Source organism: Pelotalea chapellei, from assembly GCF_018531195.1.
GTDB lineage: Bacteria > Desulfobacterota > Desulfuromonadia > Geobacterales > Pseudopelobacteraceae > Pelotalea > Pelotalea chapellei.
Window position 1 is genome coordinate 93,778 of the sequence record NZ_JAHDYS010000003.1, and the last position, 20,083, is coordinate 113,860.

Consider the following 20,083-nt stretch of genomic DNA (forward strand, 5'->3'; position numbering starts at 1 on the left):
AATCAGGGGATCAGGGACTGGTGGTTTATGCTGTTAATCCCAGGTCCCACGTCCCCGCCTTCCCGGTCCCCGCCTTAAAACAAACTTTCCTTAACAACAATGTAGTCACCCGCCTTAAGAACTACATTCTGAGTGAGATCCCCATCTTTAAGCAGCTTCTTGGCCTTGATCTCCAATGTCTCGCCATCTTTATCGTCCTTGCGCCGGATCATGACTCCATTCTGGTCAGCGAATTTAGTGAAGCCGCCTGACTCCAGGATCGCCTCCATCACCCGCATTCCGTCTCGATATTCAATTGCCTTGGGAGCATTAACCGCGCCGAGAACATAGACACTTTTGTCGAGCAATAGCGGAATGAACAACGAATCCCCTGATTCCAGCAGCAGATCTTCACTGGTATCGCCGCTGATGAACAGGCTGTGAAAATTTTCTTTTACTTTTTTGCCGCCTCGCAAAAGATAGGCGCGTTTGAGATCAGCTGCTTTGACCTCGCCTATGGTACAGAGCAGTTGTAGCAGGGTCGAACGCTGGTGAAGTTCAAACACTCCCGATTTTATGCCACCGCCGAAGATATAGACCTTGCTGTTGGTGATCAGATTTACGGTTACGGTGACAATCGGGTTCTTGACCAGTTCCTTCAGGCGTATCGCCAGGGCTGCCTGTAGATCAGTGGGTGTCAGGCCGCTTGCCTTTACATCACCCAAACCGGGAACTGTAATTTTTCCGTCAGGACGGACCTTCACCGGGAAGGTCAGCTCCTTGACCCCCCACACGGCAATATCTAGTCCATCTCCTTCGCCGATCACATAATCGCCCCCCATGGACGACAGGGGAAACATCAACAGAATAAATAACAATAACAATGTGTTGCGTATCATCTGTACTCCTTTGCAGATAAATACCTCCTCCCCTTTCAAGGGGAGCCGGGAGGACCCAGTGGGCCTAAAGGGGATGGGACCAGTTTGGCCGTAGGGGCGGTTTCAAACCCGTCCTTACCCGGAATGCCGCCCTTATCTCGCACCCTTGCCAAACACAACAACCTTGATAGTCTCGAAGAAAATCAACAGGTCCAGAACAACGGAATAATGCTTGATGTAATAAAGGTCATAGCGAAGTTTTTCCACCGCATCATGAACCGAGGCTCCATAGGGATATCTGACCTGAGCCCAGCCGGTTACGCCCGGTTTTATAAAGTGTCGCTTCGAGTAATAAGGAATGAGCTTTTTCAGGTTCTCAACGAACTCCGGCCGCTCAGGCCTGGGTCCAATGAAACTCATATCCCCTTTGAGCACATTGAAGAGCTGTGGAATTTCATCGATACGCGTGTCACGTAAAAAAGCCCCCACCCGGGTTACCCTTGGATCATTCTTTTCCGCCCATACCGCCCCGCTTGCCTTCTCCGCATCCTGTCCCATTGTTCTAAACTTGTACAACCTGAACAGTTTCTCCCGATTGCCCACCCGCACCTGACTGAAGAAGAGAGGTCCCCTGGAGTCGAGCTTGATTGCCAGCGCAATGAACGGCAGGAATGATGCGGTCAACAGCAGCCCTATTATCGACAGCACAATGTCGCTCAGGCGCTTGAAGAGTGCCAGCAGAGAGGTTCGTCGAAAGCCGCTGGAAAAGATAATCCAGCTGGGAGTGATCTGTTCAAGCATGAGGCTGCCGGTAACGCGCTCATAAAAGGAGGGAGCGTCCATAATTTCAATACCGTTCAACTTGCAGCGCAATACATCCCGCAGCGGAAAGATACCTCTGCGCTCGGAAAGCGCCACAACGATCAGGTCTGCCCTGCCTGCTATCGCAGATGCCAGCAAGTCTTCCGATGTGCTCACAATCGCTTCGGGCGGAAGAGGCGAAAATCCTTCGTCACCCTCTCTGACATGGTCATTATCACCACTACAGCTGGCATACCCTGCTACGCAGTAGAAATTCCCACGCGAAGCTGCCAGTTGGCCCATCTGCTGTGCCAGCGCGCCTGTCCCGAGGATGATTATCCGTTCCGAAAAACGTGGATGATGACGGCATTCCAGGTAGATGACATGCCACAGAAACTGGAACAGGGCGAACAACGCAATGGAAATGGCCAGAATACCGCGGCCGAGCATGACGGATGGATTCAGGTAATAAATCATGGAGAGCAGGAAGAATGACGTAAAGCTCCCCAGCAGGATATTGACTATTATCTCGCTCTTTCTGGTGTTTTTGCCGATATCGTACACATCCATAAACTGGGATGCAAAAACAGCTACGACCGCAAAAATGGAAGCATTCAGCAAACCATGTAGAGTGTGGAGTTCGAGGAGCACCTCAGCGATGCCCAGTCGAATCAGACCGGCGGAATAGAAGGCGAGGAATGCCAGTAGCAAATCGGAAAATATGAATAGAGCAAGTTTATGAATCATGACAAATCGCAAGTCTTGCATCCGCTATCCCAAGAAACCTTCCTGGGTAGCTGCAGATAGCACAAAATCATTTTTTCACTTCAGCCAGCATAGCTTTTGCTGCAGCCGCTTCGGGAAAGCTGCCAATCATCAGCGCCTTCTGCAGAGTCTGCGCGGCTTTTGACGCCTCACCAGATTCTTTGTAAACAAGTGCCAGATGGTAGGCAACGGATGGATTGTTCGGCAGCAGCTTTACAGCCTGTTCCAATACTTTTTTTGCATCGTCCTTGCGGCCGTTTTTAAGCAGCACGTAGCCGAGAGTATCCATGATCCCGGCATTACCTGGATCCTGCCTGAAAGCGGTAACTGCAAAGCGCAGCGCTTCCTCCTTATTTCCCCAGCCATCAGCATACAAATATGCAAGATTGTTGAGCGCCGGTACGTACGAAGGTGTTTTTTCCAAAACCTCACGATATTTTGTGATCGCTTCCTTCTTCTTTCCCGATGAATCCAGCAGAGCCCCCTGGGCGAAGAGAGCTGGTACAAAATCGGATTTTTTGCGTAACGCATCGGCATAGCTGGTCATGGCAAGATCTCGTTCATTGCGCAACTCATGAATGCGCCCCTCGGTAAGCAGGGCCTGGACGTTGAGCGGGTCCACACGAAGCCCTTTTTTCACTTCAGCAAGAGCACTGGTGTAATCCTTCTGACTCTCATAGATAGAAGCGAGTACGAGGTATCCGCGAGCCGACGAGGGGTATTTCGCTATGATTCTGCGTGCCTGTTCAAGTGCCTTGGCGGGTGCGTTCATCAGTACATAGGTGTTGATCTTGAGTGCCACGCCGGCGTCCGGATTAGCTGTATCAATATCGTCAAACACCTTGAGCGCCTCTTTGTATTTTTTTTCGCCAACCAGAATCCTGCCTTTCATTTCCATGGCGGTCACATTGCGGCCATCACTCTTGATGGATTCATCCAACACTTTGAGAGCCTTGTCGGTCTCTTTCTGCTTCGCATGATATGCGGCCAGTGCAAGAACAGCCGCAGGCTTGCCGGTATCATGTGCTTTGCGATAGTAGGCGAGCGCGTCGCTCTGCTTCCCCTTCACCTCATACAACCCGGCAATTGCGAGCATGGCCTGGACATTCGCAGGATCATTGCGCAGCAGGGTTGCATATTCATCGATGGCTTTATCGTAGTTGCCTGAAGCGGCGTAGAATGTGGCAAGGTTCTGATACGATGCGGGGAAAACAGGATCAAGCTGCTTGGCTTTCTGCAGGTTTTTGATTCCCTCGTCACGCTTATTGTCAGAAAACAGTACTGCAGCAATACTGTTGTAAAGAGGCGCGTCGCTCTTCTTGCCGGTCAAGCCGGCCCTCAGCAATGAAAGTGCCTTGGCTGTCTTGCCGCCGCGCTGATAATAGGAGGCCAGCAGCAACCGGCTGCTGAGGGCATCAGGAGCAGCCTGGACAGCCGTGGCAAGTTCTGCTTCACCTTCGTTGTTCTTGCCTCTGCTGAAGTAAAAGTAGCCTTTCTTCAAATAGGCATCCACAACCTTGGGGTCCAATTTGGTTGCGCGATTAAGCTCATGCATGCCTTCATCGAACATCCCTTTGGCCATGTAAGCATTGCCAAGGAGATTGTGAGCCAGGGCATCCTGGCTGTTCTGTTCCAGCACCCGATTGATCTCGGTAATGGCATCATCGATACGCTTCTGAGTCAAAAGAACGGTTGCGGTCATGATTCGTGCCTGGCGTGATGTGGGAACATTATCGAGGATCTTGCGAAACTGACTCAGAGCGCTTTCCAACTCACCACGGTTGTAGTAGCAGAGGCCGAGGAAATAGAATCCTTCCAATGAGGGAGCATATTTGTTGGCAGTAAGCAGGGAATTGATCGCATCGGCATATTCCTTACGATGGAATTTGACAAGCCCTTTCAGACGATGGCCATCACCCTTGGCGGGATAGCTCTTAATCAAGCCATCGGCAACGGATTCAGCCTTGTCGAGTTCTTCTTTTTCCAGAAGAATCAAACCGAGTTTATAGGCGGCAAAAGTCTCTGACTGGTTGATCTCCAGCAATTTACGGTAAAGCTCCTGGGCTTTATCCGTGTTGCCCAATCCTTTCTCAAGCTCAGCCAGCATGTAATAAGCTTTTTTTCCTTGTGGATCAGCCTGGATAACGGCCTGGAGCAGTGACTGCGCTTTTTGCGGCGCACCTGCAGCCACATATACGGAAGCCAGTTCCAGCTTTGCAGAAGAAAGTTTTGGATTGGCTGCCAAAGCCTGCTGCAGATAAGCCTCTGCTTCGGAATACTGTTTTTTCGCTGCGCTGGATACACCCAGCAACTCCAAGCCTTCGGCATTTCCTGGATGCTTTGCCAGATACTGTTCCGCTAGTTTGAATGCCTCGTCCCCCTTCTGGTTGGCAATTGCAAGCTTGGATAGTTCAAGCAGCACGCTATCCAGCGAGGGGTTCTGTTTCAAAACCTTGGTGAATTCACGCTCTGCCTGGTCCCGCTTACCCATGGCAGCATACGCTTTGGCCAGCTGAAGGCGAGCATCACTATAGTTTTCATCCTTCTCAAGAGCGCTTTTAAAGAGCACCACAGCGCCACCGGGATTCCCCTCTTTCAGCAGCTTTATTCCTTCAGCCTGCAGGTCTTCCTTGGTTTTTCTGCTGCAGCCTGCAGTCGCCAAAAGCAGTACCAGCATAATTAATGTAATTTTTTTCATTTAAACCCCCAGGGTTCATTATGTGCCAAGAATCTTCTCGCAGTTGAAGAAAATAATTTTTTTCGATTCTTAAAAAGGCGTGGATAATAACAACTCCTTTTCTTCTTATCAAGGAATAATTAGCTCAATCCCACTAAATATTCAGGCAAAACACAGAGTGAAATATTTATTTTTAATTAAAGAACAAGTAGACGATTATAAAATATTCCTTAGAGAGCTGTTGCAGATTTTATTATTTTAAGATAGCATCGCATCCCATGTTACCTTCACCCAGCGCATATGCAGCCAGAGCCCGTTATCTCCCTTTCGCCTTTTTCATGGCCTTCATTGGAATCGATGAAGTACTCCGCCATTTAGCGGAGCAAGGACTCTTCACCCTCAGCGCCACAACACTCTATTATTCTTATCCAATCAAAACATTAGCGGTTGCCGCCCTTCTTTTTCATTACCGCAAACAATACACTGAGCTATCACTGAAAGATCTGGCTAACTACCGCTCCACAATAGCCTCATGCCTGCTTGGGCTGTTGGTATTCATTCTCTGGATTAACATGGATTGGTCGTTTTCTGGAACAGGATCCCCCCAAGGCTTCAATCCGACACTCTTTCCGAACCTGAGCCTGCAGTTGGGAATGACCGCCTTCAGAATTGCCGGTGCTGTATTACTGGTGCCGCTCATGGAAGAATTGTTTTGGCGCTCCTTCCTGATCCGCTACATCATTGACAATGATTTTGAAAAGCAGCCGCTCGGCTCCTTCACCTGGGCATCATTCATGATCACCGTAATCCTGTTTGGCCTTGAACATCATTTCATCCTGGCCGGCATCACCGCCGGTGTGCTCTATTCACTTCTGCTCTATCGCACCCGCAGTATCGCCCAATGCATTCTCTCTCACGCTGTTACCAATTTGGCCCTTGCCATATATGTCCTCTACACCGACAAGTGGTATTTCTGGTAACTCCTCCGTTAAATTGCTGTCGATTTTCTTTACACTAATGCCCATCCACACAGTTGTTTACTTATAAATACTTGATTTAAAATAGTTATTTGTTTTGGCACAAAGGGTGCTAATCCGTTATATGACGAGACTTTATTGGAGATCAATTATGAAAAAAACGGTTACACTACTGGCAGCAATCCTTATGCTGGCAGGCACGGCTCAGGCCACCATGCTTACTGATGTGGTGCAGTTTGATAACTTTTCTATTACAAGCTCAAGTCCCCAGAATGACTTCTATTATGGAGGGGGGGCGGTGAACAGACTTGGGAAAAAGGGAGATTTTGTGCGATGGAATCATGAAATAACCCTTCCTGATACAGTCAAGGCGATAATTAGAGCAACACTTGTAATTAGTCTCAAAGACAATGAAAAAGATATCTTTGCCAAGGAGTGGGCCACAGCGACAATTAATAACAAGGAATGGAAAATCGGTGAAGTTGACACCGGCAAGTACTTCTACGAGTTCGATATCAATAATCTTACAGATTACAGTCTTACCGTTTTCCTTAAATCCAATGGAGGCGATTTTTTCATCGAAAAATCCAAGTTAACTGTTGAGTATGAACCGGTCGCAGTATCAGGCGCCACCCCTTCTACGGCGGTACCGGAACCAAGCACTGCAATGCTGTTGGGATCAAGCCTGCTGGGCTTGGGCGGTTTCTTTGGCTGGAAGCGCAGAAAAGGCTGATCTAGCCGCATTCTTCATCATTTAAGGCTGTGAAGAACAACAATTGGAATTGAGGATGATGGCATGAAAAAAATATTACTTTCACCTTTGTCGCAATCGGTTTTGCTGTATCAACTGCTCATGCATTAACTGTTATAACCGTTAATGATAACATTGCTGATAATACCCTGATTACAGCAGGGAAAACTTTGACTGGGAGCTTTGATATCAATCCAGCTGTTCCCACTGGAAATGATTTTACCCTTCCATATGTTATCTCCAGTGCGAGTGCAACCATAAAGCTGAGTGACGATCTTGACAAATTAACACTTCAAAATTCTATAACCGGCAACTACGAATGGAATAATCAATATGTTGGAAATTTTAAACAGTATATAAGGCTGACGACCAACTGGTTTATAAATGCAATGGAAAGCGTTTCATTAAATATTTCAGGTGTAATCTCTACCGACGGAACGAGCTGGTATGATTTAGGCCTTACATCTGGCAACGTGACTTATGATAACGCAGGCGGTAGAGAAAAAATTAAATATTACACGCAAATTGCAACTGGTGAGCATGGTTACAGGGGTGATGTCTACCTGACGCAGATTTTTAATCCGGCTCAGATTAGCGACCTGTCTAACGATGGCATCATCAACTTCAGCCTGACTGGCACTCAGGGTGATCTCACCTATGTATCAGGCTCCCTGACTGCAAATCTCATCCCGAATCCAGCTGTATCTTCCGTTCCCGAACCAGGCACGATGGTGATGCTTGGTGCCGGCATGTTTATTTTGGCTATCTGCGGAAAAAGGCGCCTGTTTAAAAGCTAGATTAGATAATTTAGTGGGTAGAATTAACAAACGAGGGTGCTGCTTCGGCAGAGCCCTCTTTTTATTAGCTTGCCATCTAAATGAATGTTTTTTTTCAATTTATTTTTAATGTAATTTGCTTTTCCAAATTAAGATTCATGTTATAGTGCTGCAATGTTTTACGTCGCCCTCCGCATCCTGCTGTACGACAAGATACGCTCCCTGATAACGCTACTGGGAGTGGTGTTCGCCGTGGGCCTGATCTTTAATCAGCTCGGTATCTTTCTAGGCCTGATGGAAACCTCATCCGTCATCATTGACCACACTCCCGGTGATATCTGGGTGACCTCCAAAAACAGCAAAAACTTTGATTTCTCCCAACCCTTTCCCGAATACATTTACAATCAAACCATCGCTGACCCTGAAATCCTTTCCGCTGAAAAACTCATTGTGGCCTGGGGCATCATTCGGCAAAAAGAAGGGGGTACCGAACAGGTTGAGGTTGTCGGCTTCAATCCCGACACAGGTGTTGGAGGGCCTTGGGATATGCTGGCAGGGGACACTCGTTATCTCAAGAACGGTAATTTCGCCATCGTTGATGAATCTGCAATGAAAAGACTCGGCAAAATTCAGGTGGGAGAGTACCGGGATGTTCTTTTTCATCGGCTTCAAATTGTAGGTATATCTCGAGGGGTTAAATCATTTACCACGGCACCGATCCTCTTTACCTCCTTTGAGTTGGCACAACGACTGGTCACATATATGGGATCAGACAGCACAGTTTTTGTGGTTGCCAAGATAAAGCCGGGTGCATCGGTTGATCAGGTGATCGCCCGCCTGCAGCAACGCCTCAAGGGTGTCGATGTATTCACTGCAGCTGATTTCAGCATGAAAACTCGCAAGTACTGGGCCATTGAAACCGGAGTCGGGTTTTCTTTCATGCTGACAATAGTGATAAGTTTCCTGGTTGGAATGCTGATCGTTGGCCAGACGATTTACAATTCCACCATGGAGCACATCAAGGAATTCGGAACCCTGAAGGCGCTCGGAGCCAGCAATAGTGACATATACCGGATCATTTTTTCTCAGGCCATTATAAATGCAATGCTCGGCTACATTTTCAGCCTGATAATAACGGTTTCAACGGTGAAGCTATATGAAGCGGGCGGCATGGTCATGGTGGTACGCGGCTGGGTAAATTTCCTTGTACTCGGGCTCACCCTGCTGATGTGCCTTGGAGCTGCTTTCGTCTCTGTCCGCCGAATCAAAAGCATTGATCCTGCCATACTATTTCGGGGGTAATGTGTCACAAGCCATTGTCACAACAGCTCTGAGCAAAGTATATCGGGAGGGAAAGATTGAAGTCACTGCCTTGGCAAGCATAGATGTGGCTTTAATGGAAGGTGAGGTTGTGGGCCTGTTCGGCCCTTCCGGCAGCGGAAAAACTACTTTGCTTTCCATCCTGGGCTGTATTTTGCGTCCAACCTCCGGTTCACTTGGCATCTATGGCCATGAAACCAGCATTTTGTCTGAGAAGGATCTTCCAGATATTCGAAGGCGCTTCATCTCTTTCATCTTCCAGGGATTCAACCTCTTCCCCGCTCTTACTGCCTATGAAAATGTGATACTCGGTCTGAAGATGAAAGGCATCACCGGCAGCGATGCTACTCAAAGAGCTACCAGGATTATGGCTGAAGTCGGTCTCGCTGACAGAATGAAATTCCTCCCCCGTGACCTGAGTGGCGGACAGCGGCAGCGCGTAGCAGTTGCCAGGGCCTTGGCAGCGGATTCTCCCATTATTCTGGCTGATGAACCTACAGGCAACCTGGACCACAGTAACGGAAGAAAGGTCATGGAACTGCTCAGAGAAATGGCCTCCAGCCAGCAACGATGCGTAATAGTAGCTACTCATGACAATCGCATTGAAGATCTGTTTGATCGAGTGCTGTACATGGAAGATGGTAGTATTTTACGAGAAAAGCGGGGTTAAGCATGAAAAGCGGACGCTTTGGCATAATCATGATCGGAGTGCTGATGCTCGCAGCGGCGCTGCTTGCATTGCTCGGGCCGAAGCTGGTGGAGAAACCTGCATCAAAACCTCCCGCTCCGGCAAATGTCGGTCAATCAGGAGGCGTCACTGCCAGAGGTGTACTTGAGTCAGCAGAGGATGTTGAACTGAGCAGCCAAATCAAGGGAATCATCAGCCGGGTTGTAGTAGAGGAAGGAGCAGAGGTTGTAAAAGGACAGCTTCTACTGGAATTTGAACATGACAAGCTTGAGGCACAGCGACGGCAGGTCCTTTCCGGACTGGCCGCGGCTCAGGCGCGTTACAAGGAAGCGTATACCGGCTATCGCAACGAGGACCTTCAGATAGTCGGCAGCAGTAAAGACCGTGCCCAGGCAATATACAATCAGGCCCAGGACGAGTACGAACGACAGCGTCGCCTGTTCGCTAAGGGAGCTACCACCCAGGTTGAACTGAACCGTGCCACGGAAAGATTGAAAGTGGCTGAGGGGGACCTGGCCGGTGCCGACGCCAACCTGGCTAAGCATAGAACCGGCGTGAGAAGTGAAACACGCGAGCAGGCCGCAGCGGATGTAGAGCGGGCACGTGCGGATCTTCAGTATATTGACAGCATCATGAAGGACTATCGCATATTTGCGCCCATTTCAGGCATCGTTACAGAAAGACATAAAAATCGCGGCGAAGGTACTGATATTGGTAGCCCCCTCTTTCATCTCGTAAACCCTGCAAAATTACGAATACGGGCCGAACTTGAAGAAACAGAACTGGGAAAAGTCAAGGAGGGCCAGGCAGTTGAGGTAACCACCGAAGCTTTCCGTGGCAAGGTTTACCACGGCAGGGTAAGTAAAATTTTTCCGGTAATACACAAGAAGACCCAAAAAAGCTTCGATCCCATTGCCTCATTTGACATTAATACGCAAAAGATTCATATCGATCTTAATGACTATAGCGGACTGAGGAACGGTGTAACTGTTACCGTCCGCTTCCTGTGACCGCCATGCGACTACTGCCCTTGACAGTTTTGCTAGTGGCATTGGGGACCCCTCTGACCGGCTTTGGTGCGACTATTTCCCAAGAGGAGTGTATTCGTCAGGCTGTATCACTAAACAGCGGCCTGCAATCTTTTGCCGCAACTTCTGCGGTGGCAGCTGAAGAAATAAACATCTCTAGATCGGCACTTTTGCCGGCACTCAATCTAAGAAGTTTCTTTACACTTAGGGACAAGGCCGATCATTTGCTGATTGATGCCAACGTCTTTGGTCCTGGGTTTCCCTCTCAAAAAACTTCTATATCTACCGGTAGTACCGACTCGTATGGTATCCAGCTGAGTCTGCGCCAACCGCTCTTTACCGGAGGAGCACTTATCGCTGCACATCAGAAAGCTGGCCATGAATCAGCTGCTGCTGCTCATAACTATTCGCGACAGACCACTCTCCTCATTTTCCAAATCAAAAAAACCTACAATGAAGCACTGATTGCCGATGGCCGCATTCAGGCCGCAGAAAAGGCTGTACTTGCCGCCAAGGAGCGGCTGCAGGTTGCTATGGCACGTCAGGACGAGGGCTATGTGCAACGGGACGAGGTACTCCGCCTTGAAGCACATCTGGCGATGGCGCAAGCTGTATTGCTAAAAAATCGCAACCGCTCCCATCAAGTACGAAGCAGATTGAGACAGCTGGTCGGTCTGAAGCCCGGAGCGGAAATTGAGGTAACGGGCCGACCGGCAATCCTGAAGCTGGACGTTTCACTACAGGATTTAATTCAAGGATTGGAACGTCGAGATGATATCAACAGCTCCAGGGAAAAGGCAGCAGCTGCAGAGGCAGACATCACAATAGCCCGCAGTGGTTTTCTGCCGCAGGTTTTTCTGGAAGGAAGTTATTTGCGCCAAAAGGAGACCAGTATTACCCGTCCAGCGATATGGTCCCTGAGCGTGCAGGCGGAGTGGTCGTTGTTCGAGTGGGGTCGCACCCGTTCATCTGTAAGCAGGGCAGTCGCCCAACACAGCAGCAGGAACCTTGCCTTAGAAGAACTGAAGGGGCAGGCCCGACTTGAAATTGAAGAAGCCTGGAGGGATATGCTTGAACTTCAAAGCTTGGTTACTGCCAACGAAAAAATGGTAAAGGCTGAAGAAGCGACCCTCGCGCGTACAATTGTCAATTGGTCAGAAGGTTCCGCTCGAGTGGATGATGTGGTGTCCAGTGAAGCTGTCGTCTGGGAGGCATATGACCGCTACTGCCAGAGTGCAGCTTCGTTAAATAGTGCTTTTGCGGCGCTTGAAGCAGCAACCTCTGGCGACGTGTCACGTTGGACCACCCAGGAAAACCTCTACCGTCCAAATTTTGAGGACTATGCTTTACTCATAAAAAGGGGCGGTGCAACGGTTCCAGACGCATCTACATCCTCCGAAAAACCACACAATGCTGACATAATAACTGGAACTGAAACAATTCCAAAAAGGAGCGACCATGGAGCGCGATAGTTTTGTGGCCGATGCCTTTTCACGCAACCTTGGACTGCTCAGCGAAAGTGATCAGCAACTACTGTTGAATGCGCGTATAGCTGTAGCTGGCGCCGGTGGAGTCGGTGGCCTGCATTTGCTGACTTTGGCTCGCTTAGGAGTAGGCAAATTCACCATTGCCGATTTCGACACATTTGACACGGTAAATATCAACCGGCAGTACGGCGCCTTCATCAGCACCCTGGACAAGCACAAGGGTGAAGTAATGCAGACCATGGTGCGGGATATCAATCCTTTTGTTGATGTGCGCCTGTTTCCTGATGGGGTTACACTTCAGAATCTAGATACTTTTCTGGATGGTGTGGATATTTATGTGGATGGAATAGATTTTTTTGAAATTGACATCCGCCGTGCAATTTTCAAACGCTGCCGCGAAAAGGGCATTCCTGCCCTAACTTCGGCGCCACTGGGCTTCGGCGCCACACTGCAGGTTTTCATGCCCAAAAGCATGTCTTTTGATGAATATTTTGCCATTCACGACGGCATGGACCAGGCAAAAAAAGTAGCGGCTTTTGCAGCTGGACTGGCACCCCACCCCTACCACATCAAGTATCTGGATCTTTCGAAGGTGGATATGGCCCGTAAAAAAGGACCTGCCCTTGCATTGGCATGTACCCAGGCATCGACCCTTATAGCCACCGAAACTATCAAAATCCTCACAGGTAAAGGCATAGTACGACCAGCCCCAGGCTATTTGCAGATCGACCTGTTACGCAACAAATATACCCAAGGCTATCTTTGGTTAGGCGGTCGAAATCCTTTGCAAGTAGTGAAACGCTGGATAATCCTTAAAAAGGTGCGTTCGGCCGAGCAAGCAGAGCCTTCTGTAAGGCAATAGACTTCAGGTGTTCTTCGTTCGAGGAGAGGCTCATGTTACAGAACTCACATCACCAAGACCAGTTCATCAAACTGATTGGTCTCTCCTCTTTCCTTGAGCAGCAGGCTAGCCTGGACGAAAGCCTGGATGAGATTGTAGCTAAGTCGGCGAACATCCTTAATATCAAGAATTGCTCTATTATGCTCTTCAGGGAAGATGATATGGGTGATGGAATGAGCCTGCGAATATTCGCCAAGTTCGGCGAATTTCCTCCCAAAGCCGCAACCGAAGCGGTCAAAGTAAACAAAGGGATCGCCGGCAAAGTCGCAGCAACTGCCCAACCTCTGCTGATACAGGATATTGAGAGATCTGAATACTTTCCTCTTGCACGCACTCCGGAATCACCAAACAAAAGCTTCATCTGCGTACCGATAATTATATCCGGCAAGGTAATTGGAGTTCTGAACGTCAGCAACCCGGTTGATAACCGCTGCTTTGACTACAACGATCTGAATCTGTCGGTTTTCGTTACACTGCTGATTGGTCGGTCCGTTCAGGTGATTCAGCTGCAGAACCTGCTCAAATCAAGGTTTGCTCAGATGGCAATCATTCAAGAGACTGGAGCCGTGATGGACAGTGTCCTGGATACAGAGAATTACGATGCTGACATGCTGGTCAAGATGCTGTCGAAATCATTCTATCGTGAGATGACCAAGGCGGGGTTCACCAAAAACCACATTATCAAGGCAGCTACCGAAATCATCTCTCAACTGCATGAAAGCCTGGCGCGGCATGATAAGCGGGTTAAGCGGGAAACGGATCCGGATCTATAACTGGGAGGGGGCGATGAAAGATTACATTCAAAAGATCATTTCTGCCGGAATAATGGCTCCTTCCGGCGACAACTGCCAACCATGGCGCTTTGAACAGGATGGCAACAGGATCGATCTTTTTAATGTGCCCGAACGGGACACCTCACTCTACAACTACAAACAACGTGCTTCTCTAATTGCCCATGGCGCCTGCATAGAAAACATGCTCATCTCGGCTCGTAAACATAGTTGTCGTGCCGAGCTGAAATACTTTCCGATGCCCGAAAATGAGCAGCATATTGCACGTCTGAATTTCACTCCTGGGGAAGCAGAAGAAGATCCGTTCTTTACAGCCATCTCTGCAAGAACCATAAACAGGAAGCCTTATAAAGGAGGTAAATTACCAGCGAAAGCTATCGATAACATACACCAGGCTGCAACCGGTGCCGGTATTTCAGGGTGTTCCCTCAAATTACTTGAGAACAGCGCAAAAGATGCCGCTGCCGACATTGTGGCTTTGAGTGATCGCCTGGTCTTTGAAAACCCTTTACTGCACCGCTTTCTTTTTGACCACATCAGATGGAATCCGGAAGAAGCAGAGCGCACCAGAGATGGACTTGATATCCGTACTCTCGAACTCGCGCCGGCTGATCGAATGCTGTTCCCATTGCTCAAGAACTATGACCTGGTCAGGTTTATCAGGATGTTCGGAGCGACCAGAGTAATAGCCGCCAACGCCAGGAAGCTGATGCGATCGTCCTCGGCAGCCGGAATAATTACCATTGCAGACACCTCACCTGAAAACTGGCTGAACGCAGGACGTATGCTGGAAAGGATATGGCTGGAGGCGACCAGACAGGGGTTGGCTTTTCATCTAATGACAGGAATTACGTTGCTGGTTCAGCGGGAAACCACGCAGGGACTCGACAACAGTAATCTTTCCCTAGTAAAAAAGGCCAGGATCCTGCTGTCAAAAGCGTCAGGCTCAGAGCTTCCGTTAGCCCTGCTTTTCAGGATTGGCACCTGTGATCAGCCAACGGTCAGATCGCTACGTTTTAAGATGAAAGTTTAAATACAGGGGATGGTTAGTGCGAGGAGGGTAGATAAAAAAAGGAGAGGCAAGTGCCCCTCCTTTTCCTGTAGGTAATTTACTTACTACTTTTTCTGCGGGAAAAGATTGCGAGACCAAAGAGGCCTGCACCGAGCAGAACCATTGTGCCCGGCTCAGGAACTGCTGTATTGAATTGTCCACCGCTGTTGAATGTCAGTTGGGCAGAATCGGCACTGATAATTGTCTGGCTACGCAGCAGGTTATTGGTATTGGCTAGACCGAAAGCCGCGGGAACGGTGGCAAAATCAACGCCTCCGGCAGAAAACACGCCTGGAGCAATAGAAGTAAACAGCCCTGTCAGGTCGGAAGTACCGTTGATACCGGCTCCGCCTAAAGGAAGTCCGTTATTGTGGCCGCCGGATGGCGCCTGCAGACTCAAAGATGCCAGCAGCGTTGCACCATTGCCCGGGTTGGTATCTGCATCGAGATACATCTTTATGGTTCCAACACCAGGAGTAAACTTATAATCAAATGCAGTGCCGGTTACATTGTAAACAGAACCGGTCAAGCCGACGATATCAATATAGAGAAATTTACCGGCCAAGCTCATATTCTGGGGAGTGTTTGATTCGTCAAAGTAGGAGTTGAAGAAAAATTTACCGCTTTCGGTGAAGGTATCACCATTTGCCAGAGTAAAGGGTGAGTTGAAATGCTGAACAACCGACGACTGCCCACCAATGTTCATGTAATCGATGTTGGTATACGTACCTGCACCATAAGCGCTGAGGTCCAGCGTCCAGTTGTTGGCAACAGTTAAAGCGTGGGCAGCACCCGAAAGTGCCAAGGTCATGCTTGCAGCGGCGATGAAAGTGGTGATTTTTTTCATTTTTGTCTCCTTGTTCATTCGATTGAATTTAATTTCTACATATAAATTGATTATTTAATCTATTGCAATACATATGCCAACCACTAAGTTATTGATTTATATGTAATTTAAAAAGATATATTTTTAATTTTTAAATTATGGAAAATTTATCGACACCAATCTTTGTTCTATTTTTGTGCCACATCAAGAAGGTGTAAAAAAGGATAAAAAAGCAATTGTTAAAAATATTTTTTTATGCTTACATGCTCATCATTAATTTAAGTTGATAACCGAAAATACTAAACCACCTGTGAAGGTGGGACGGAAAGCCTACAGGGTCTCAATGAGACAGCCGGGATGCCGAAATATCACAGCGATATCCGGTCCCGGCTTTTTTGTATGCATCAATCATCCTGACCGGGAGCTGAAATGTTCTATTACAAGAGAATACCAAGGACCGACGAGCGCATCCATGAGGTTTATATGCTGCGTTACAAGGTGTACTGCGATGAATGGAAATTTGAGAACCCGGAAGATCATCCAGGTGGTGTAGAAATAGATGAATATGATGAGCATTCTTCTCATTTTGCAGTCATCCGAAAGGATAGTGATGAGATGATCGGCACCACCCGGATCATTTTTTGTTCTGACAGGGGTTTTCCACTTGAAGGGCATGCTGAGATAGATCAGGGAGCTCTTGAGGGGATCGATCGGGAACTTGTTGGAGAGGTTTCGCGGTTGGCAGTCAGCAAAGACTATCGCCGTCGCTATGTTGACAAGGTTATGTTCGAGTTCAGGGAATATGACGAAAATTATGAAAGACAGACGAAGGCCGAGAGACGCAAGGTGGATCAGGAGATTGTCCTTAACCTGTACAGCTGCATTTACAGGGAATGCATTGAGAAAAAGATGACACATTTGATAGCTGTCATGGCCGACGGTCTCTATCTGCTGCTGAAGAGGATCGGCATTGTCTTCAGCAAAATCGGACCCAGCATCGACTACCACGGACCCCGCACACCCTACATCTGCTGCATTGATACAACGATGCAGCATTTACAAAAAAAACATCCTGAAATTTATAAGCGTTTTACTTCCATGGAACCGTGAACACGCACCTTTAAATCTTTTTTCTAACGTATTTCAGAATGGTTATTTTTTTAGCGATATAATTAATTACATTATTTTCACAAGAGAAAACCATGCAAACATTTACCACAATTTTTCATCCCACCGATAATCGCATGCGCGACATCTATGGCCTGCGATACAAGGTGTACTGTGAAGAACGCAGATTTGAGAATCCAAGCGATTTTCCCGATGGTATAGAGACAGATGGATATGATGAAAATGCGGTGCATTTCGCAACTTTTCGAAATAACAAGATTATCGGCACAGCACGTATTATCCTTAATACGGGTGGTGGATTTCCACTTGAAAAACATGCCTGGATCGATGCCGATATCTTTAACCAAATAAACAGGGACAATATCGGTGAAATCTCACGTCTCGCATTCAGCAAGGACTACCGCAAGCATCTTCCCCACAGACTTACTCCTGATTATCACAATTTATCTGCGCCCTTGGAAAAAATGCATTCTGCAGAAACACGGTATTTCGAATCTATGACAATGATTAGGCTCTATAGAAGTATTTTTATAGAGTGCCGGAGAAAAAACCTTACCCATCTGATTGCAATAATGGCAGATGGCCTATGCCGCCTTCTCAATAAAAACGGTATCATATTCACCCCTATAGGCCCCCCAGTCCATTACCACGGAGTCCGTAAACCCTGCATCTGCAACATAGAACGTACCATGCATTTATTAAAAAAAAATCATCCTGCAATCTATTCTCAAATCGTCTCTTGATCCTCTTCTCCCTTCCATAATTCGGTTTTTACAACACCAACTGTAAAGAATGTTTACAGTTTCCCTTCTTCTCCTGATGTCTTTAACAATAAAATTTAGAAATTAAAGTACGTTATACATTGGCACTTCGCTTGCTCTTTTATGAAAAGAAAATGATTTTAATCATTTAAAGCTATTTTTCATCGAGGAGAAAAAACATGAGAAAACTGTTGGGGATTGTGGCAGGGACTGTGCTAGCACTGGCAACAAATGCTTCAGCAATCACAATCGGCTCAGACGGTACCTGTATTGATTCGCATAACGCTAATTACCGTGATAGCGAATTGGAAACTGTATCGATGACCGATTTCGGAACCGGAGCTACAATGTCGCTGCTTCTTGAAATGGCAGCCTTTGCAGACACTAACAGCTTTGGAATTTACGGCTATACCACCTCAGGCACAACGGTTGTTCCCGCAGCTAAACTTGAAATTTTCAAAGGAAGTGACAGTCCCGTCATCTCGACAACGCTTACATTTGATTCAGCAAAAGGAACAATCACCAACAGCTCCACAGGGCAAACTGCTGCCATTGGTACATCATTCGGTTTTTACATCACAACGCCAGAAAATTTTACTTTCTATACCCAGCAGGAGCTTAATCAGGATGGAAAGGATCATTTCAAAATATTTGACACACGAAGTGACACCATAAGCCTGCTTGGTTCCAGTTTGGTTCTTGCCATAGAAGATCTGTTTGGACTAGGAGACGCAGATTACAACGATATGGTAGTTGGTATGAAAGGAGCAGCACCAGTGCCTGAGCCAGGTACAATGGTTTTGCTTGGAACAGCTCTTTTGGGATTGGCTATCTACGGGAAACGAAAAATTAGTACAAAAATGGCTAAAAAACTTTAGCTGGCTAAATAAAAATGCAGAGCTCCAAAATGAGCCCTGTTTCTTTAGACCGGACGTTCTTCATGTGTTATGCAGCTCAACATGCGGTAAGTTTCTCCCATTACCACAGTTTGGTCACTACACTTTCTCTCTACTATACTTCTCAATGAGTCGAATGCCTTTACATCTATCTGGCTCACTTGAAAACCATACCCGAGATCTCCCTGCCTTACAACCTTGGCGCTAAATTTAAAGGAAGCGTTGAGGGTGTGATACACCGTTATCTGAACGGATCCATTCAAGGGTATTTCACTTTCAGTTTTTATGTACATCCCGCTCAAACTAAGGTTGTCGATGTTCCCGAATATGATGTGATCATCATACCGTATTGAAGCTCCTTCAGAATACCCTACCCTGGTAAAATTTCTTTTATTCATGGGCACCCGACCTGGAAAAATAAATATTAAAACCTACAGGTATATTAACAGTCCCGCCACAGGCAGCAAAAAGTATACCATAGCTAAAGCAACTGATTTAGGTGAATAAATACGTACAGCCCCATCTTTAGATCCTTTATGTAAACATCTTCGACATTAGAATTGTTAAAATATCCTACGGGTTTCGGAAAAATATGAATAAAGAATTACGAACGTTTTTTGTAGCTATGACATTTTTTTATTTGACAACTCATTAGTCCTTTGATAAATAAACGGATCTGTTTACACGCTGTCGAGACAGCTCGATACGCTTTGCAAGGGGTTGTAGCTCAGTCGGTTAGAGTGCCAGCCTGTCACGCTGGAAGTCGCGGGTTCGAGCCCCGTCAACCCCGCCATAAATAAAAAAGGTACCTGTTTCGACAGGTACCTTTTTTTATGAAGCTTAACAGTTCGAAAACGCTCACTTCTCCTTTTCCCGCTTCACCCGAAACGTTGCCTTGAATGTGGCAGCCTTTATGCCCTCCTCAGTTATCACTTCAACCCCACCAACAATATCCCGTTCTCTGGTTTCAATAACCCGTGCCTCTGCCCTGACAGTACCCCAACGCACCGGTGCGTGAAAAATTAACCCCATTTCAATGGTGGCAAAAAGCGATCCCTCGGGAAGAATTGTTTTTATTGCCATGGCCAAAGCGGTGTCGGCTAGTGATACCACGGCACCGCCATGCATAAGCCCGCCCCCCTGGCAAAGAGCTGCTTTGAAAGGCATGGTCAGCACTGCCTGCCCATTGCCAGCCTGCTCAATACGCATCCCCAGATATTCCTCAAAAGGTGCAACGGCGATCCATTCCGGAAGCGCAAAAGGAAGTTGTGCATCTTTGACCATTAGCTGGTCATAGATATTTTCATACATATTGATCCTTTCTATTTTGACGTACTAGCCAGTATCACCGGAAACTCGGGATAGTAATAAAACCTCAACCTGCCATCACCACCAAACAAAAGTTAGAATCAATTTAGGTGTCATCAAGCCGCGCCCTTTACCAATTCTATAAATAAATTAATTATTATGTTTTAGTTTGAAAACACTTCCAACAAATACCAATCTTAAATCTAACATTGTTGTAAATTTTATAGCGAAATTACTTGACAGATTCCCATGGTTACCCTGAAATACAGTACCCTATAAACGATAAATACAGGG

19 protein-coding genes, 1 tRNA gene and 1 riboswitch are annotated in these 20,083 nt (G+C 47.2%); of the genes, 14 read left to right on the forward strand and 6 right to left on the reverse strand.

Features of this window, described 5'->3' with window-relative positions:
* Positions 1–74: 74 nt before the first annotated feature.
* The 3 genes from KJB30_RS03810 to prsT all read right to left on the reverse strand — a co-directional run bounded on the left by KJB30_RS03810 (position 75) and on the right by prsT (position 5,121).
* The gene (locus KJB30_RS03810) at positions 75–878 is read right to left on the reverse strand and encodes a polysaccharide biosynthesis/export family protein (RefSeq protein WP_214296616.1); all 804 of its coding nucleotides are present in this window, start codon (positions 876–878) and stop codon (positions 75–77) included.
* Positions 879–1,010: 132 nt separating this feature from the next.
* Positions 1,011–2,426, reverse strand: a complete 1,416-nt coding sequence (locus tag KJB30_RS03815) for a TIGR03013 family XrtA/PEP-CTERM system glycosyltransferase (protein ID WP_246545486.1) — start codon at positions 2,424–2,426, stop codon at positions 1,011–1,013.
* 46 nt (positions 2,427–2,472) lie between these two features.
* The gene (gene prsT / locus KJB30_RS03820) at positions 2,473–5,121 is read right to left on the reverse strand and encodes an XrtA/PEP-CTERM system TPR-repeat protein PrsT (RefSeq protein WP_214296617.1); all 2,649 of its coding nucleotides are present in this window, start codon (positions 5,119–5,121) and stop codon (positions 2,473–2,475) included.
* 257 nt (positions 5,122–5,378) lie between these two features.
* Here prsT and KJB30_RS03825 point away from each other — a divergent pair, with 257 nt between their 5' ends.
* The 10 genes from KJB30_RS03825 (at position 5,379) to KJB30_RS03870 (ending at position 14,852) form a co-directional block, all read left to right on the forward strand.
* Positions 5,379–6,080 carry a CAAX prenyl protease-related protein gene (locus KJB30_RS03825; protein ID WP_214296618.1) on the forward strand — a complete coding sequence of 234 codons (702 nt, stop codon included), beginning with the start codon at positions 5,379–5,381 and terminating at the stop codon, positions 6,078–6,080.
* 148 nt (positions 6,081–6,228) lie between these two features.
* Entirely contained in the window at positions 6,229–6,810 is a 582-nt protein-coding gene (locus tag KJB30_RS03830; RefSeq protein ID WP_214296619.1) for a PEP-CTERM sorting domain-containing protein, read from the forward strand.
* A 188-nt stretch (positions 6,811–6,998) separates the two neighbouring features.
* The gene (locus tag KJB30_RS03835) at positions 6,999–7,625 is read left to right on the forward strand and encodes a PEP-CTERM sorting domain-containing protein (protein ID WP_214296620.1); all 627 of its coding nucleotides are present in this window, start codon (positions 6,999–7,001) and stop codon (positions 7,623–7,625) included.
* Between the two features lie 153 nt (positions 7,626–7,778).
* Positions 7,779–8,906 carry an ABC transporter permease gene (locus tag KJB30_RS03840; protein ID WP_214296621.1) on the forward strand — a complete coding sequence of 376 codons (1,128 nt, stop codon included), beginning with the start codon at positions 7,779–7,781 and terminating at the stop codon, positions 8,904–8,906.
* Position 8,907: 1 nt separating this feature from the next.
* Positions 8,908–9,594 carry an ABC transporter ATP-binding protein gene (locus KJB30_RS03845; protein ID WP_214296622.1) on the forward strand — a complete coding sequence of 229 codons (687 nt, stop codon included), beginning with the start codon at positions 8,908–8,910 and terminating at the stop codon, positions 9,592–9,594.
* Positions 9,595–9,596: 2 nt separating this feature from the next.
* Positions 9,597–10,622, forward strand: coding sequence for an HlyD family secretion protein (locus KJB30_RS03850; protein ID WP_214296623.1), 1,026 nt, complete (start codon positions 9,597–9,599; stop codon positions 10,620–10,622).
* Positions 10,623–10,627: 5 nt separating this feature from the next.
* Positions 10,628–12,112, forward strand: a complete 1,485-nt coding sequence (locus tag KJB30_RS03855) for a TolC family protein (RefSeq protein ID WP_214296624.1) — start codon at positions 10,628–10,630, stop codon at positions 12,110–12,112.
* Positions 12,099–12,989 (forward strand): ThiF family adenylyltransferase, encoded by an 891-nt coding sequence (locus KJB30_RS03860; protein ID WP_214296625.1) that lies wholly within the window; start codon positions 12,099–12,101, stop codon positions 12,987–12,989. The genes KJB30_RS03855 and KJB30_RS03860 overlap by 14 nt, the downstream gene beginning before the upstream one ends.
* Before the next feature lie 32 nt (positions 12,990–13,021).
* Positions 13,022–13,801, forward strand: coding sequence for a GAF domain-containing protein (locus tag KJB30_RS03865; protein WP_214296626.1), 780 nt, complete (start codon positions 13,022–13,024; stop codon positions 13,799–13,801).
* 13 nt (positions 13,802–13,814) lie between these two features.
* On the forward strand, positions 13,815–14,852 hold the full coding sequence (locus KJB30_RS03870; RefSeq protein ID WP_214296627.1) for a nitroreductase family protein: 1,038 nt from the start codon (positions 13,815–13,817) through the stop codon (positions 14,850–14,852).
* A 76-nt stretch (positions 14,853–14,928) separates the two neighbouring features.
* Here KJB30_RS03870 and pepA read toward each other — a convergent pair whose 3' ends face one another.
* Positions 14,929–15,717, reverse strand: coding sequence for a flocculation-associated PEP-CTERM protein PepA (gene pepA / locus KJB30_RS03875; protein ID WP_214296628.1), 789 nt, complete (start codon positions 15,715–15,717; stop codon positions 14,929–14,931).
* A gap of 267 nt (positions 15,718–15,984) precedes the next feature.
* Positions 15,985–16,061, forward strand: a riboswitch (cyclic di-GMP riboswitch).
* 64 nt (positions 16,062–16,125) lie between these two features.
* Here pepA and KJB30_RS03880 point away from each other — a divergent pair.
* The 3 genes from KJB30_RS03880 (at position 16,126) to KJB30_RS17955 (ending at position 18,463) form a co-directional block, all read left to right on the forward strand.
* A complete protein-coding gene (locus tag KJB30_RS03880; protein ID WP_214296629.1) occupies positions 16,126–16,806 on the forward strand; it encodes a PEP-CTERM/exosortase system-associated acyltransferase in 681 nt (226 codons plus the stop codon).
* Positions 16,807–16,898: 92 nt separating this feature from the next.
* Complete coding sequence (locus KJB30_RS03885) at positions 16,899–17,567, forward strand: PEP-CTERM/exosortase system-associated acyltransferase (protein ID WP_214296630.1); 669 nt, start codon at positions 16,899–16,901, stop codon at positions 17,565–17,567.
* Between the two features lie 197 nt (positions 17,568–17,764).
* The gene (locus KJB30_RS17955) at positions 17,765–18,463 is read left to right on the forward strand and encodes a DUF4114 domain-containing protein (protein ID WP_246545487.1); all 699 of its coding nucleotides are present in this window, start codon (positions 17,765–17,767) and stop codon (positions 18,461–18,463) included.
* Between the two features lie 44 nt (positions 18,464–18,507).
* On the opposite strand, the gene KJB30_RS18370 is transcribed toward KJB30_RS17955, so the two are convergent.
* Positions 18,508–18,879, reverse strand: a complete 372-nt coding sequence (locus tag KJB30_RS18370) for a PilZ domain-containing protein (protein ID WP_214296631.1) — start codon at positions 18,877–18,879, stop codon at positions 18,508–18,510.
* A gap of 318 nt (positions 18,880–19,197) precedes the next feature.
* Between KJB30_RS18370 and KJB30_RS03900 the strand changes: the two genes are divergently transcribed.
* Positions 19,198–19,274: transfer RNA gene (locus KJB30_RS03900), tRNA-Asp, on the forward strand.
* Between the two features lie 65 nt (positions 19,275–19,339).
* Here KJB30_RS03900 and KJB30_RS03905 read toward each other — a convergent pair.
* Positions 19,340–19,792: a PaaI family thioesterase gene (locus tag KJB30_RS03905; RefSeq protein ID WP_214296632.1), complete on the reverse strand. Its 453-nt coding sequence runs from the start codon at positions 19,790–19,792 to the stop codon at positions 19,340–19,342.
* Positions 19,793–20,083 lie beyond the last annotated feature (291 nt).

Coding starts and splice junctions, on each gene's coding strand:
- KJB30_RS03810 (WP_214296616.1), bottom strand. CDS start 878: ATGATACGCAACACATTGTTATTGTTATTTATTCTGTTGATGTTTCCC.
- KJB30_RS03815 (WP_246545486.1), bottom strand. CDS start 2,426: ATGCAAGACTTGCGATTTGTCATGATTCATAAACTTGCTCTATTCATA.
- prsT (WP_214296617.1), bottom strand. CDS start 5,121: ATGAAAAAAATTACATTAATTATGCTGGTACTGCTTTTGGCGACTGCA.
- KJB30_RS03825 (WP_214296618.1), top strand. CDS start 5,379: ATGTTACCTTCACCCAGCGCATATGCAGCCAGAGCCCGTTATCTCCCT.
- KJB30_RS03830 (WP_214296619.1), top strand. CDS start 6,229: ATGAAAAAAACGGTTACACTACTGGCAGCAATCCTTATGCTGGCAGGC.
- KJB30_RS03840 (WP_214296621.1), top strand. CDS start 7,779: ATGTTTTACGTCGCCCTCCGCATCCTGCTGTACGACAAGATACGCTCC.
- KJB30_RS03850 (WP_214296623.1), top strand. CDS start 9,597: ATGAAAAGCGGACGCTTTGGCATAATCATGATCGGAGTGCTGATGCTC.
- KJB30_RS03855 (WP_214296624.1), top strand. CDS start 10,628: ATGCGACTACTGCCCTTGACAGTTTTGCTAGTGGCATTGGGGACCCCT.
- KJB30_RS03860 (WP_214296625.1), top strand. CDS start 12,099: ATGGAGCGCGATAGTTTTGTGGCCGATGCCTTTTCACGCAACCTTGGA.
- KJB30_RS03865 (WP_214296626.1), top strand. CDS start 13,022: ATGTTACAGAACTCACATCACCAAGACCAGTTCATCAAACTGATTGGT.
- KJB30_RS03870 (WP_214296627.1), top strand. CDS start 13,815: ATGAAAGATTACATTCAAAAGATCATTTCTGCCGGAATAATGGCTCCT.
- pepA (WP_214296628.1), bottom strand. CDS start 15,717: ATGAAAAAAATCACCACTTTCATCGCCGCTGCAAGCATGACCTTGGCA.
- KJB30_RS03880 (WP_214296629.1), top strand. CDS start 16,126: ATGTTCTATTACAAGAGAATACCAAGGACCGACGAGCGCATCCATGAG.
- KJB30_RS03885 (WP_214296630.1), top strand. CDS start 16,899: ATGCAAACATTTACCACAATTTTTCATCCCACCGATAATCGCATGCGC.
- KJB30_RS17955 (WP_246545487.1), top strand. CDS start 17,765: ATGAGAAAACTGTTGGGGATTGTGGCAGGGACTGTGCTAGCACTGGCA.
- KJB30_RS18370 (WP_214296631.1), bottom strand. CDS start 18,879: ATGAATAAAAGAAATTTTACCAGGGTAGGGTATTCTGAAGGAGCTTCA.
- KJB30_RS03905 (WP_214296632.1), bottom strand. CDS start 19,792: ATGTATGAAAATATCTATGACCAGCTAATGGTCAAAGATGCACAACTT.